Raw genomic sequence first — 13,768 nt, 5'->3', positions numbered from 1 at the left:
TACCGAGGTTAGTTAACCGCGGGAATTGGAACTATGGATCTCGTCACTTGCTCTATGTCGGCGCTGATATTTTTTCCGCTGGCCGCCGCTGCGCTGATATCTCTGATCCCTGGGGATCAAAAGAACGTGATCCGCTTCACCACGCTGTTAGCGACGTTGGTGATGTTTGGGGTCGTGTTATTGGGGATGGCGCTCCCTACTAACGAGACGATCAGTTTCGACATCGAAACGGCCGGCATGCAGAATGTCGTCAGTCTCCCTTGGATTCCGTCGTTCAATATCGACTACTTCCTAGGCTTTGACGGCATCAGTTTTCCGCTGGTCGTATTGACCGCGCTGATCAGCGCCTTGGCGATGGGCGCGAGTTGGACGATCGAAAAGCATGTCAAAGGTTATTGCGTCCTCTATCTGATCCTGCTGACCGGCATGATGGGGGTCTTCGTCTCGCTCGACTTCTTCCTGTTCTACATCTTCTGGGAAGTGATGCTGCTGCCGATGTACTTTTTGATCGGCGTCTGGGGCGGGCCGCGCAAAGAATATGCGGCGATCAAGTTCTTCCTCTATACGTTGTTCGGCAGCGTGTTGATGTTAGTCGCCATCTTGATGATCTACTTCAATAGCGATCTGCGGCAACTATCGCCGCAGCAGTTGGTTGACAGCAACGTCCGGCAGGCCGGTGTCGAGCATCTCGGCGCCCCTGACCAACATTTGGCCGCCGCCACCAAATATCATGAGTCGATATCGGCCGCCGAAACGCCGGTTCACACGTTCAACCTGCTGGCCTTGCAACAGCTTGGGCAACACTCGGAAGTCTTTGACAAAGAGCTGTTGTTCGGCAAATCGCTGCAGTGGTGGGCGTTTGTGCTCCTCTTTATCGGGTTCGCGATCAAAGTCCCGTCGGTCCCGTTCCATACCTGGTTGCCCGATGCGCACGTCGAAGCGCCCACGCCGATCTCGATGATTTTGGCGGGCGTGTTATTGAAGATGGGAGGCTACGGCATTATTCGGATCTGCTACCCGATCTGCCCTGACGCCGGGTATGATCTGGCTTGGGTCGTTTGCTCGATCGGCGTGATCAGCATGATCTACGGGGCTTTCGCCGCGCTGGCCCAAACCGACTTCAAACGCATGGTCGCCTATAGTTCGGTCAGTCACATGGGCTATGTGGTGTTGGGATTGGGTGTTTGGAGCGCCACGGTCGTCGGCGATCCGGTTGCTTGGAACATGGGCGTCAAAGGGGCGATGTTCCAAATGATTGGGCACGGCGTCAGCTCGGCCGGCATGTTCTTTATGGTGGGCGTTATTTATGACCGTGTTCATCATCGCAATCTGAACGAGTTTGGCGGGCTCTTTGGCAAGATGCCGGTTTACACGTCGATGGCGATCATCGTCTTTTTCGCCGGTCTTGGTTTGCCGGGGCTGTGCGGGTTTATCGGAGAAGCGTTTGTCGTTCTCTCGGTCTGGAAGTTCAGCGCAGGACTCGCTGTCGCCGGAGCCTTCGTCGTGATTTTAACAGCCGGCTATATCCTATGGGCGGTGCAACGCGTCTATCTAGGCGCCGAGTACAAGGGCCCGCATGCCGAGGCGCTGACCGAGATCAACATTCGTGAGATGACGATCGCCGTACCGCTTTGCGTACTGGCGATCTTGTTTGGCGTCCTGCCGCATACTGTCTTCCGCTACATGGATGCGACGATCGACCAACAAGTGCAGGATCTTGCGACCTGGACCAAAGAAACGAAGATCCCGCGACTGCAAGCGGAGAAAACCGAACAAGCAGCGACCGCCGCCGTTGCGCCCGGTTTGCAGCAACATGCGGCGGACGCTGCGGCAGTGCATGTTGATGCTGTGCCGGCTGTCGCCGTTGTGGATGGCGAAATTTAACGACCTCAAGGCCTAGCGCTGATGTTTTACCAACTGATCGAGCAACTACGAATCGATACGCTGCAGCAGAGCTTGCCTTTGTTTGGAGCCGAATTGACGTTAGTGGTCGCGATCGTCCTGATCCTGCTCTGTCGCATGCTGCCGGTGTTGGAAAAGGTTGACGCGGTCTGGCTGGGAATTGTCGGCGTGATCGCCGCGCTGGTCGTATTGCGCCCTTTTCAGCCGTGGTCGATCGGCGCCGATGGGCCGGTCGCGATCGCAATGGGGCAATTGCAACCGACCGAAACGTTCACCGGCATGTTGACGCATGACGGTTTCGCGATCGCGATCAAAGCGATCTTGCTCTTCTTTTTGCTGCTCTTCTTTTTGCTGACGAAGATCACCAAACTCTCATCGCGCTTTGACAGCGCCGATTTTGTCGTGCTGGCGCTCGGCTCGATCCTGGGCATGTTCGTTATGTCTTCGGCCAATCACATGCTCATGATCTTCATGGGCGTGGAGATGGCGAGCGTTCCCTCGTACGCGTTGGCGGCGCTGCAGCGCCGCAATAAGAAGGGGTCGGAAGCGGCGCTCAAATACGCCGTCTTTGGCGCCGGCGCCGCAGGCGTCATGCTGTATGGCGTCAGCCTTTTGTGCGGCGTCTTGAACTCGGCTCATTTGCCGACGATGGCGACCCGGCTAAGCGAGTTGTTCGCCTCGGAGCCCAGTGGATCGGAAGTGTTGGTTTTGGCGCTCGGCGGATTGATGTTGGGCGTGGGGCTCTCGTTCAAGCTCTCCGCGTTTCCGTTTCACTTTTGGTGCCCTGACGTGTTTGAAGGGGCTTCGGCCGAAGTGAACGCGTTTCTCTCGATCGCGTCCAAGACAGCCGCACTGGCCCTCTTAGTGCGAGTGGCGGTCGGCTTTACGACGCTTCCTGCCGAGCCAGATCAAGTCGTCCGGGCGACTCCGCCGACGATTGAGCAAGTTGCCTTTGTCGATGCCGAAGCGGCGCCGGAGAAGGTGGCAAAGAGCTCGGATCCGCTGGCGCCGGCTCGCAAGTTTGTCGTTTTGTTGATCGGCGTCGTTGCGGTGGTGACCTGCACGTTTGGCAATCTAGCCGCCTATGCGCAAACGAACATTAAACGTTTGCTCGCTTATTCCACGATCGCACACGCAGGCTACATGATGATGGCGGTTCCGGCTGCGATCGCGGTGGCCGAAGTCGACAAGAATTCGGCTCGTCAGGCGATCGCCTATTTGGCGTTGTATGCGGTGATCTATCTCTTTATGAACTTGGGCGCGTTTGCGGCGATTGCGTTTGTCCGCGAAGCGGTCGGCAGCGAAGAGATCAAGGATTACGCCGGCATGTTGAAGCGAGGCCCGACATTGGCGGTTTGTTTTACTTTGATCCTGGTCAGCTTGATTGGGTTGCCGCCGCTGGCGGGTTTCATCGGCAAGTTCGCCATTTTTGCGGCGATCGCCCAGGCCTGGAATCTAACGTCGTCTCCCTTTTTGATGTTCCTCTTAGTCGCCGGCGGTTTGAACACGGCGATTAGCCTGTTTTACTATCTGCGGATCGCGAAAGTGATGACGATCGATAGCGAATCGGACGATACGGCGCCGATGCAAAAGCCGATTGGGATCATTCAGAACGGCTACCTGGTGTTAGTCACGGCGCCGCTAGTGCTGCTGTTGTTTAATTGGGATTTTCTGAACGCCTGGCTGCTGGAAGCTGTTTCGCACATCATCACTTAATCGTAGTTCAAGTTAAGTCCTCCAAAAGCTAAGTCTCTGTCGCATGACTTCATTGCCTGCCGCTCTGCTGTTGAATCAACTTGCGGCGCTTCATCGTACGTCGCTCCCTTCGTATCTCAGCTACACGCGTCCGTGGGCAGCTGAAGGAGACGATGATGCGGTCAATATGCTGCGACAGATCGCCGTTGACCATCAGTACGTCATCGACAAGGTGACGACTCTCTTGGAAGCGGATGGACTGGAATCGCATCTGGGGAACTTCCCGATGGAGTACACCAGCCTGCACGATTTGTCGATCGAATATCTGGTGCAGCGAACCCTGCAGTATCAAGAGGGCTTCATTCTGCGACTGGAAAATCTGGTCGACGCACTACCGGATGAAACCGTCCCGCGCGAAATTGCCGAAGAAGCTTGGGGCCTAGCCAAAGGCCATCTTAAAAATCTGCAAGACGCCGCCGCCGATCTCGCCGCGTCCTAATCAAGAGTCTTCCGGTTATGATGCTGTTTGATACCCACGCTCATCTTTTTGATGAAACGCTGATTTCTCAGATCGATGATGTCGTCGCTCGGGCCAACGCCGCTGGCGTCTCGCAAATGTTGGCGGTGGGAACCACAGCCGAAGATAGCGTGACGGCGATCGAATTGGCCGAGCGTTTTGCTGAGATCCACGCGGCGGTCGGCATTCAGCCCAATAACTGCGCGCAAGCTCAGCCCGGCGATTGGGATTGTATTGTCGAACTGCTCGATCATCCCAAGGTGGTTGCGCTGGGCGAGACAGGGCTCGATCGCTATTGGGACTACGCTCCTTTTGAATTGCAGCAAGATTATTTCGATCGACATTTGCGACTATCGCAAGAGCGCGACTTTCCCTTCATCGTCCACATGCGCGATTGCGGCGCCGAGATTGTCGCGATGCTGCAAACGGCGGCCGAACGTGGTCCGCTGCGCGGCGTGATGCACTCGTTTACTGGCGATGCGTCGCTGCTGCAGCAATGTTTGGATCTCGATATGTACATCAGCTTTGCTGGCATGGTGACATTCAAAAAGAGCGGCGACTTGCGCGACGTGGCGAAATTGGTTCCCGCCGATCGAATCTTGATCGAAACCGATTCCCCTTATCTGAGCCCCGAACCGGTTCGCGGCAAACGGCCGAACGAGCCTGGTTATGTGGCGCATACGGCTTCCTGCGTCGCCGCTGCCCGGGGTGAATCTCTTGAAGAATTCGCCCAACTCACGAGCGTCAACGCGCGGCGATTATTCCGCCGCGTTAGCGAAGTTTGAGTGAAGCGCTGGTCGCGGTTGGTTTCCCGCTTGATAGGATTGCGCTACAATAGGAGACAACCCGCATCGCCAGTTTCAAGAAACAGTAGAGGAGTTTGACTCATGGTCAAAACCGCCAGCACCATGTTGCCGCTTGGCACGCCAGCCCCCGATTTTTCGCTAATCAATGTCGACGGCTCGTCCGTCTCGCTTGCCGATTTCGCCGGCGCGCCGGCGTTGGTTGTGATGTTCATGTGCAATCACTGCCCGTTTGTCAAACACCTGGCCGACGATCTGGCGAGCTTCGCGAGCGAGTACCAAGCGAAAGGCGCCGCGGTGGTCGGCATCAGTCCGAACGACGCAAGCAACTATCCGGCCGATTCGCCGGAGCAGATGGTTGCCGAAGCCGAGGCGCGGGGTTACACGTTCCCCTATCTCTACGACGAATCGCAAGAAGTCGCCAAAGCGTACAAAGCGGCGTGTACTCCTGATTTTTTTGTGTTTGACAAAGATCAGAAGCTCGCCTATCGCGGACAGTTTGACGCCAGCCGACCCGGCAACGAGATTCCGGTGACCGGCGAAGATCTCCGCAAAGCGGTCGATACGATCTTGCGCGGCGAGAAGCCGAGCGAAGATCAGGCCCCCAGCATCGGCTGTAATATTAAGTGGATTCCCGGCGGCGAGCCTGACTACTTCAAGTCGTAAGGGATCTAACTTGGAGGCCGCTATTCGGCGGCGGCCGAAGTTTCGATGCGAGATTGTTCGGTCATTTGTCGAACGATTTCGGTCGGATCGCCGGTCTCTTGCAGAATCAATCGTTGCCGATCGGACCAAGTGGGACGGTCGGCAATGTCTTGCGCTCGCAACAAGTATTGCTCGCAGCCCAACTCGATCGCCGGCGCCATCAGACGTTCGACCAAGCGGGCGACGACCGTGCTGACCGATTCGACCTGATAGGTGTACGAATTGACCAGTTTGGCGTCGGAGCCAAAGCGGCATGCGCGCCATTTGTTTTGTCGCACCATCATCGGATGGCAATCATGCTGATAGGCGCCGTGGTCGATTTCGTCTGACAGTTGCTTCACCAGGCACTGGATCATCGCCGAAATGGTCATCGCATCTTCCAGGTTGCCTGGCATATCGCAGACGCGGACTTCAACCGTCCCGAAGTTGTGATGCGGGCGAACATCCCACCAGATTTCACGAATCGTGTTGATAAAGCCGGTGTCGACCATGTGATTGACGAGCCAGACGTACTCGCTCCAATTGCGCATCAGCGGCGGTAAGCCGGCTGTCGGCAGGCCTTCCATAATTTTACTGCGGTGCGAAGCGAGTCCGGTGTCGCGTCCTTCCCAGTAGGGACTACTGGTCGAAAGGGCCAAGAGCAGCGGCAGGTATTGCATGATGCGGTCGCAGATCATCACCGCTTTGTCGCCTGATTCGACGCCAACATGCACATGCAGTCCGTTAGTCACCAGACGCCGCGCCATCTCTTGCAGCAGATCGACAAGATTTAGATACCGCTCATTCTGCGTTACTTTCTGATCGCACCAATGCGAAAAGGGATGAGTCGATCCCCACCAGAGTCGCAGTCCCAAGTCGTCGGTTAATCCTTGCACGGCGAGCAGTTTGCGGCGCAGATCGCTTTCGGCCTCAGCCATGGTCGTGCAGACCTCGGTATTAATTTCCAGGCAGCATTGCATCAACTCGGGCTTGATCCGCGACGCGATCTCGGCGGGCGCAGCGTCGAGCAGTCGTTGCACTGAACTGGATAGCGCCATTGTTTGGGAGTCAACGAGCCCCAGTTCCAGCTCTATGCCAACGGTAAATGCGTCGTTGGACGTAAAAACTAACTTGCTCATAGCGGCGCGTATCCCTCAAGCAGGATCCAAAGTACGACAAGTGAGCTACAACTGCTCGTGAGCCTGTGTCGGTTCAAATGCATGAATCACGGCGCTTGCTAACATGCGAGCGCCGATCGCTAATACGGCTTCATCAATGTCAAACATTGGACTGTGCAACAACGGCGCGCGATCGACCGCCGGAGGACGGCAACCAAGCCGCGCCATCGCGCCGGGAACATGATCGAGATAGAAAGCAAAGTCCTCGCCCCCCATGCTCGCTCGCGGAATTTCGTAGATCGCTTCATGGCCGAATGACTCGACGATGGCGCTTTTCAGTCGAGAAATCGGTTTTGCTTGGTTGATAACAGCACTGGTGCCGACGTCAAAGCAGACTTCGATCGTCGTGTCAGTCGCTCGTTGGATTCCTGCGGTGATGCGATGAATATGGTCGATCGTTCTCTGGCGAACGTCCGTGTCGAGAGTCCGTAGCGTGCCAAATAATTCGACTTGTTCAGGGATGACGTTGAGGTTCTCGCCGCCGTGGATTCGGCCGAAAGTCAACACGACTGCGTCTTGGCTGTCGGTAACACGCGGGATCGACAAGTAAAGTGCGTTGATTAGTTGAGCGGACGCGGCGATGGGATCGCGTGATTCGTGCGGTCGAGCGCCATGCCCCCCTTGGCCATGAATCAGGATTCGCACCGCATCGCAGCTGGCGGTCAGCGCGCCGACGCGCAGGCCGATGCGGCCGGTTGGCAATGTGGGGTCGACATGCGACGCGTAAATCTCGCGTACGTCTTTCAACGCGCCGGCCGAGATCATCTCTAACGCGCCGATGCACGTCTCTTCCGCCGGTTGAAAGATCGACCGCAGTCGCAAAGGCCAGGGGAGGGCGCCGGCGCGATCGAGTTCGACAATCAGCGTCGTCGCCCATAGCGCCATGGTCGCATGCGCGTCATGACCGCAGGCATGCATCAACCCCGGGCATTGGCTTTGATAAGGGACTTCCTTTTGATCCTGAATTCGCAACGCGTCGATATCACCCCGAATCGCGATGGCCTCGTCTAAACCTTCGACATGCGGCGTTCGCCAATCTGACAAAACTCCGCGACCTTCCGGCCCCATGCGCAAATCGACGCCGAGTGAGCTCAGCTCTTGATAAATGGCTAGGCTCGTTTGATATTCATGCCCTGAGGGCTCTGGATTTTGATGCAATCGCCGCCGGAAGTTGATCCACTTCGCTTCTTGAGCGGTGATCATCGCGGCGAGTTCGGATTGCCAGGCTCGTTCGATCATGTCTAAAGAGTACGCGGTAGTCAGGCAAAAGTTAATGTTTCCTCGTTTACTGTAGCATTTTGAGGCGCCATCTGGCCGCTACAATCGCTGCAAAAGGCGCATAAAAAAAGACTCCCAAGGGAGCCTTTTATCAACAGGGTGGTTTAGACAGATCGTCGATTTTCAGATCTGAACTAAACGAACTCTGGTTCGATCAATGTCGGGATAACGCCGGCTTCGTATCCCATCTTCAGAAACAGGCGAACCGCTTCGCGACCTTTCTCGCCAAAGTCAACCGTCCAGTCGTTGACGTACATGCCGACAAATTTGTCGGCAAGTTCGTTGTCGAGTCCGCGGCCAAATTGCAGCGCGTAATCGAGCGCCTCTTGGCGATGGTCGAGACCGAAGACGATGCTTTCTTTCAGCAGTCGGGTAACTTCGCGGATGTTTTCTTCGCCCATGTCTTTGCGAATTCCGTTGGCGCCCAACGGCAGCGGTAAGCCGCCGGTCAGATCATGCCACCAGACGCCGAGATCGACGATCAATTCCAACTTCTCACGACCGAAGGTGAGTTGCCCTTCGTGAATGATGAGCCCGGCGTCGATCTTTTGCCCTTCAAACTCGCCTGCAGCGACGGTTTCGATGATTTGATCAAACGGCACAACGACATGCTTGAAATCGGCGCCCAGGCAGAGTCGCAAGCCTAGAAAGGCTGAGGTCAACGTGCCGGGAACGGCGATCGTTTTGGACTTCAGGTCTTCGAGCGAGCAGGCCTGCTTCGCGACGACCATGGGGCCATAGTTGTCCCCCATGCTGGCGCCGCACAAGCAGATTGCGTATTTGTCGGCCAGGTGTGCGTACGCGTGAATGCTGATCGCGGTTAGCTCCAACTCTCCTTGGAAAGCGCGGCGATTGAGGGTCTCGATGTCGACCAATTCATGCTCAAAGCGATATTCGCCGGTTTCGATTTTGTCGGCGGCCAACGCATAAAACATGAAAGCGTCGTCGGGATCGGGACTATGGCCGACGCGAATCAGTTGAGTCGAAGTGGACAAGGGAAGATCTCCAGAACAAAATCGCAAAATGCAGACTAATCTGACAATCGTCGCCGATCTTCCCGTAACACGCAACCGGGGTCACAGGGGGAAGAAAGACGACCTTATCGAGAGAACCGCATGATTCCGGCGCGCGCAACAGATTTGGCAGAAACTGCGCGCCGATTGGTCTTGTTTCGAGTCACGCCGATACGACGTTTGCTCGACTAGGCGTCGAGCGAGAATCCAGAACCATGCTCTGATTGATATTGGCCAGCCGAATGGGTGGCCGCGGTCGATCCCCAGTGGGCTCCGCTCGGCGTGGCGCTGCTGACGTCGCCTGCCAAGGGTTGCGAGTTCGCAGCGGTGATTTCTTTTACCTCTTCGCGAGGCCCTTCTGGCGCTTCCGGCATCACTTCACAGACTTGTCGCCAGGTTTCGCGTTCTTCTTCTAAGACCGGCAAGAGCGCGGCGATCTTTTCGTATTGGTTCGAGATCTGGATGTCAGACAGTTCGCGAAACAGAAACAGATAGATGCCAGCAACCTGACTAGCGACCGGCGCCACATTGGGTTTCAGGTTGATTAGGATTTCGGTGATGACGCCGCGGCATCGCAGCAGAGCTTCCCAGGCGGCTTCGTCCTGGCCGTCGTTCTTCAGATTCAGCGCTTGTTGTCCGAAACGGATCGCGCCGCCGATCAGTAACATTTGCAGTTTTTGCGGCGTGGCGGTCAGGACTTCCGTTTCGAGATAGGAATTGGTTGCGCCGTATTCGAACATGGTCACTGCCGGGTTAGGTATCAAGAAAACTATCCGCAAGGCTTTTGGCCTTGCTTTATCTATCGGTCGCTGGCGGGTGAAGCTTTGTGCGAATTTCCGCGACCACTATTCGGGAAACGTAATCGGCTGAATCGCGTCCAGGTAAGACAGGTTCGATTGGATGCCGGCCAGGGTCGTCTCCAAATCGTAGAACTTGTTCAGCAAGACTTCTTGCCTCTTTTCCAACTTCTCATTCCAGGTGTCAATTCGTGACTGATTGAGATCGATTTTGGATTGAAGAGTTTCGATGCGACTAATTAACAATGATCTGCCGGCGCCTGCAAACGATTCCATGAGATCGTCAAACTTTTTCGCAAAACCGAGTTGCTTCGTTTCTCCGCCGATCGTTTGTTCTTTGGTGAAGAAATCTTCGACCGCATCGGGATCCTCCGCGTACTTCAACTTCAACTTCAATTCGTCGAGCGACATTTTGCCGGTCTCGCCGTTAAAGCTAAAGCCAAGTTGTTCCAGCGATTGAACGCTGCCGAGGCTCGGGTAGCGCCGCGTAAGAATCTCGTTCAGCTCCGAGTCGATGCGATTCGCTACGTTCGAGCCGAACAGAATGCCGGTCGAACTGTCCGCTTCGTTAAACGCCGTGTATTCGTCCATCAAATCCACCAGCGCGTTGTACTGCGTGACAAACGCATTTGCGGCGGTGACAAGCGAACTGTCCGAGTCAGAAATCGTAACGTTGATCGGCGTGTTCGTCGCTTCTTTGATCGTCACGCTTACCCCTTCGACGACCCCCGTAAACGTGTTCGTCGATGAGGTGGTCAGAATCCCGGCCGATCCGTTCGTGTTGGATCCAAATAACAGCAGCGCGTCTTGACCACGCACCGTTTCGTCAAATTCAAAACTTGAACTCAACGAGTCGATCTGAAAGGCTCCATCGTTGCCAGTTTTGTCCGAAACCAACGAGATCCGATAACGTTCGGAGCCGGCGCCATAATCGAACACGTTCGCCGAGAATCCGGCGTCCAGGTCGTTGATCTTGGTGATCACGTCGGTGATCGTATCGCCGGCCTCGATTTGAACGACCTTGTTAAACGAGCCTGAGAGACTCTGCTTGGATTCTCCTTCGGCGACGGCCCCGGTTCCGACGATCCCCAATGCGGTCCCTGTTTGCGACGTGCCTGAGTCCTGAATACGGAGCTCGCCCGATCCGCCTGCTTGATCGACGATTTTTATCCCGTCGCCGGTGTCGTTGATCTGTGCTTTCACTTTGACGCCGGTTTGACCATTGATCGTATCAATGAGATCCCCGAGCGTTTGGATGCTGTCGTCCGACAGATCAAAAACGCGAGCGCCGCCGGCGCTGTCACGGACCAGGAATTTGCCTTTGGGAATGCCGCTCCCGCCGTTTAGCGAACTGAGTTCGGTCTGTTCGCTGACGTATTGGAAATGCAACGAACCTGATTCGACCTTGGTTTTCGCTGAAGATTGGGCGATGTTCAGCAGATCCGCCGAGTTTGTCGCGCCGGTATTCTCAACTTTGAAGTTGCTGAAAAATTGCCCCGTCGTGTCGCGGAGGGTGATCCCGTTGCCAGAACTGTTGTATTCCGCTTCGATACCGAGACCGGAATCGTTCAACGCGGTCAAGATATCTTGGACCGTTTCAGCGCCAGATAGATCGATCGTCGCCGAGGCGCCGCTGCGGTCGGTCACCTTGATCTCTCCCAGATCCAAACCTTGTCCGCCGTTGAGCGAACTAATTAATTTGGAATTGAGTCCTCCGACATAGCGCCCGCTGGAGATGGTGTCGCTGGTGGTAGAGAAGGCGATGCCCAGATCTTCCGCCGCATGCCCATCGCCAAAACTGCTGACTGAAAAGGAGCCGCCGTTGTCGGTGGAGAGATCGATCAATTCAATTCGGTCGCCATCGGACGAAATTTGGGCTTGCAGCCGCGTCGGGTCGATTTCGTTGAAGATGGTGAGTAGGTCGCCCAGAGTTTGCGGCGAACGCTCTTCACGCGCTGCGCCTCCCGTGGTCAGCGCGGTGCTGTTAGTGTCGACGATTCGGTCGCCGTTTCCGCCGACTGCGGTGGCCGCGGTGAACCGTGCGGAAGTCGTCGCGTTGTTGTTGATCGCCGTGATGACATTGTCGGCCGTCGTGCCGCCAGCTTGAATCCGCACGGTGAGCGTGATGTTATCGGGATCACTATCGTCGTATTGGACGACTTCGTTTCCAGCGGTCACGGCGGGATCGTCGACATAGCGGAGGGTGACGTTGTCGTACTCTCCCCCCAATTGCTTGGCGGTAAGTTTGACGACTCCGTCAACCGCTTGTGCGGTCGAGATGCCGACCGCGTTTTGTTCACCTCCCGTTGTCGTGCCGGTGTCAGTGACGTCGATCAGCCCAGAGCCGTTGCTTCCCGACGCGTTCGCAGCGGAAAATAGCGGGCTGACAAGCGGATCACTTCCAATTGTAGCGACAACGTCATCCGCGGTGGTCTCGCCGGCTTTGATGCGGACCGTCAGCGTCTTGTTGAAGGGATCGCTGTCGTCATATTCTACGAGCTCGTTCCCTTGAGTGACGCCTGGATCGTCGACAAACAGGATCTGGACGTCGTCGTATTCGGCGCCGGCGTTGATGGCGCTGATCTCGATGCTGGCGTTAGCGTTCGCCGCCGTCGTAACGGCCGTCGATAAGGCCGTGCCGCCTGAGGTGATCGCGGTGTCGATCGAGTCAATCAGTCCGCCGCCGGTTCCGCCGTCAACCGTCGCCGCGGTGAAGTAGAGACCCGCGTTAGCGTCGTTATTGATCGCGCTGATCACATCGGATGCGGTCGTGCTTCCTTCGGCAATTTGTACGGTGACGGTCTTGGCGAGATCGTCGTAGACGACCGTTTCGTTGCCTTGGGTGATCGAACCGTTGTTCTCGAAAATGACGGCGACCCCTTCGTATTCGGCGCCGGCATTGTTGGCCGTAATGCTGAACTTGGAGTCGAACGTCGCGGTGGAAGCGGTAGCGAAGTCTTCTGGTTTGGCGCCCTGACGCAAGCCGATATTTTTTGTCGTGCCGTCGCGAAATGCGATCGTCAGATCGTCCAGATCGCTGCTCAAGCGAATTCCGGCGCCATCTCGAAGCGAACTGAGTCGCGTTTCGCTATGGAGCGAGAGAATGTCATTGCCAACGTAGCTGCTGGCGGCGACGTTGACGTCGCGCAGGCCGAGGTCGGCGGCGGTGGATCCGCCTGACAGCTCTTTGACGACTAGGTTGCTGGTCGTTTGACCGGTGTTGTCGGTCAGCTTGATTCGGTCTCCCTCGATCGTCGCGGTCACGTCGATGTCGTCATTGGCGTTGATCGCAGCTAGCACGTCGTCAATCGTGGTAGCGTAACGCAGATCGATTGTACCGCTGTCCCCTGCCCGGTCGGTGATTTTGATCTTACCGGGACCAACGCCTTCGCCGCCGTTCAATCGATTGAGATCGATTCCCTGGTCCAATCGAGGACTTGAGCTGATCGATATCGAGCCCGCCGACAGCGATTCGGTAAGCGAAGCGACCCCAGAGCTGAGGTACTGCTGAGACTGTGCCGTCCGCACAGGAGTCAATTGCGTGACGCCGATGCGCGGCGTACCGGTTACCGTCGCCGTCAACGCGGTAGCATTGCTCGTCACCGCAGTGCGGGCATTGAAGATCGATGGCTTGGCAAGCGCTTTGGCGGAAAACTGCAGACTCAGAATCGCCGCTGTGACCTTGCTGAGCGCACCTTGCTCGTCCGAGACGATGGCTGTGCGCGAAATCAGCAAGTCGCGAGGACGCGCTTCGATAGAAAGCAGTTGCTTTACCGTATCGGTAATGTTGATGCCGGATATTAAGCCGGTGCTGCTGCTAATCCCAGCCATGGGGGAAATCGTCGCTTTCTCAGGCGGCCCGCGCGGCCTGCATTAACGTCAATGTTTAGATAGCGTCATC

At 56.2% G+C, this 13,768-nt stretch carries 10 protein-coding genes; 5 read left to right on the top strand and 5 right to left on the bottom strand.

Annotated features, from left to right (window positions below; all coding sequences use genetic code 11):
* Positions 1 to 33: 33 nt before the first annotated feature.
* The 5 genes from M4951_RS20995 (at position 34) to M4951_RS20975 (ending at position 5,583) form a co-directional block, all read left to right on the top strand.
* On the top strand, positions 34 to 1,884 hold the full coding sequence (locus M4951_RS20995) for a NuoM family protein (RefSeq protein ID WP_262023583.1): 1,851 nt from the start codon (positions 34 to 36) through the stop codon (positions 1,882 to 1,884).
* A 21-nt stretch (positions 1,885 to 1,905) separates the two neighbouring features.
* Positions 1,906 to 3,618, top strand: coding sequence for an NADH-quinone oxidoreductase subunit N (locus M4951_RS20990; protein ID WP_262023582.1), 1,713 nt, complete (start codon positions 1,906 to 1,908; stop codon positions 3,616 to 3,618).
* Positions 3,619 to 3,661: 43 nt separating this feature from the next.
* Positions 3,662 to 4,096 (top strand): hypothetical protein, encoded by a 435-nt coding sequence (locus M4951_RS20985; RefSeq protein ID WP_262023581.1) that lies wholly within the window; start codon positions 3,662 to 3,664, stop codon positions 4,094 to 4,096.
* A 17-nt stretch (positions 4,097 to 4,113) separates the two neighbouring features.
* Positions 4,114 to 4,899: a TatD family hydrolase gene (locus M4951_RS20980; protein ID WP_262023580.1), complete on the top strand. Its 786-nt coding sequence runs from the start codon at positions 4,114 to 4,116 to the stop codon at positions 4,897 to 4,899.
* Positions 4,900 to 5,001: 102 nt separating this feature from the next.
* Positions 5,002 to 5,583 (top strand): thioredoxin family protein, encoded by a 582-nt coding sequence (locus tag M4951_RS20975; protein ID WP_262023579.1) that lies wholly within the window; start codon positions 5,002 to 5,004, stop codon positions 5,581 to 5,583.
* Between the two features lie 20 nt (positions 5,584 to 5,603).
* Here the strand turns inward: M4951_RS20975 and M4951_RS20970 are convergent, their stop codons facing one another.
* The 5 genes from M4951_RS20970 to fliD all read right to left on the bottom strand — a co-directional run bounded on the left by M4951_RS20970 (position 5,604) and on the right by fliD (position 13,698).
* Positions 5,604 to 6,740 (bottom strand): YbdK family carboxylate-amine ligase, encoded by a 1,137-nt coding sequence (locus M4951_RS20970; RefSeq protein ID WP_262023578.1) that lies wholly within the window; start codon positions 6,738 to 6,740, stop codon positions 5,604 to 5,606.
* Between the two features lie 45 nt (positions 6,741 to 6,785).
* Positions 6,786 to 8,018 (bottom strand): M20 family metallopeptidase, encoded by a 1,233-nt coding sequence (locus tag M4951_RS20965; RefSeq protein WP_262023577.1) that lies wholly within the window; start codon positions 8,016 to 8,018, stop codon positions 6,786 to 6,788.
* Between the two features lie 173 nt (positions 8,019 to 8,191).
* Positions 8,192 to 9,052 carry an MqnA/MqnD/SBP family protein gene (locus tag M4951_RS20960; RefSeq protein WP_262023576.1) on the bottom strand — a complete coding sequence of 287 codons (861 nt, stop codon included), beginning with the start codon at positions 9,050 to 9,052 and terminating at the stop codon, positions 8,192 to 8,194.
* A gap of 206 nt (positions 9,053 to 9,258) precedes the next feature.
* The gene (locus tag M4951_RS20955) at positions 9,259 to 9,810 is read right to left on the bottom strand and encodes a flagellar protein FliS (protein WP_262023575.1); all 552 of its coding nucleotides are present in this window, start codon (positions 9,808 to 9,810) and stop codon (positions 9,259 to 9,261) included.
* A gap of 105 nt (positions 9,811 to 9,915) precedes the next feature.
* Positions 9,916 to 13,698 (bottom strand): flagellar filament capping protein FliD, encoded by a 3,783-nt coding sequence (gene fliD / locus M4951_RS20950; RefSeq protein WP_262023574.1) that lies wholly within the window; start codon positions 13,696 to 13,698, stop codon positions 9,916 to 9,918.
* Between the last annotated feature and the right edge of the window lie 70 nt (positions 13,699 to 13,768).

Source organism: Blastopirellula sp. J2-11, assembly GCF_024584705.1.
In the GTDB taxonomy this organism is placed as follows: Bacteria; Planctomycetota; Planctomycetia; order Pirellulales; family Pirellulaceae; genus Blastopirellula.
The sequence above is the reverse complement of the archived record's forward strand: the minus strand, read 5'-3'. Positions and strand labels throughout refer to the sequence as shown.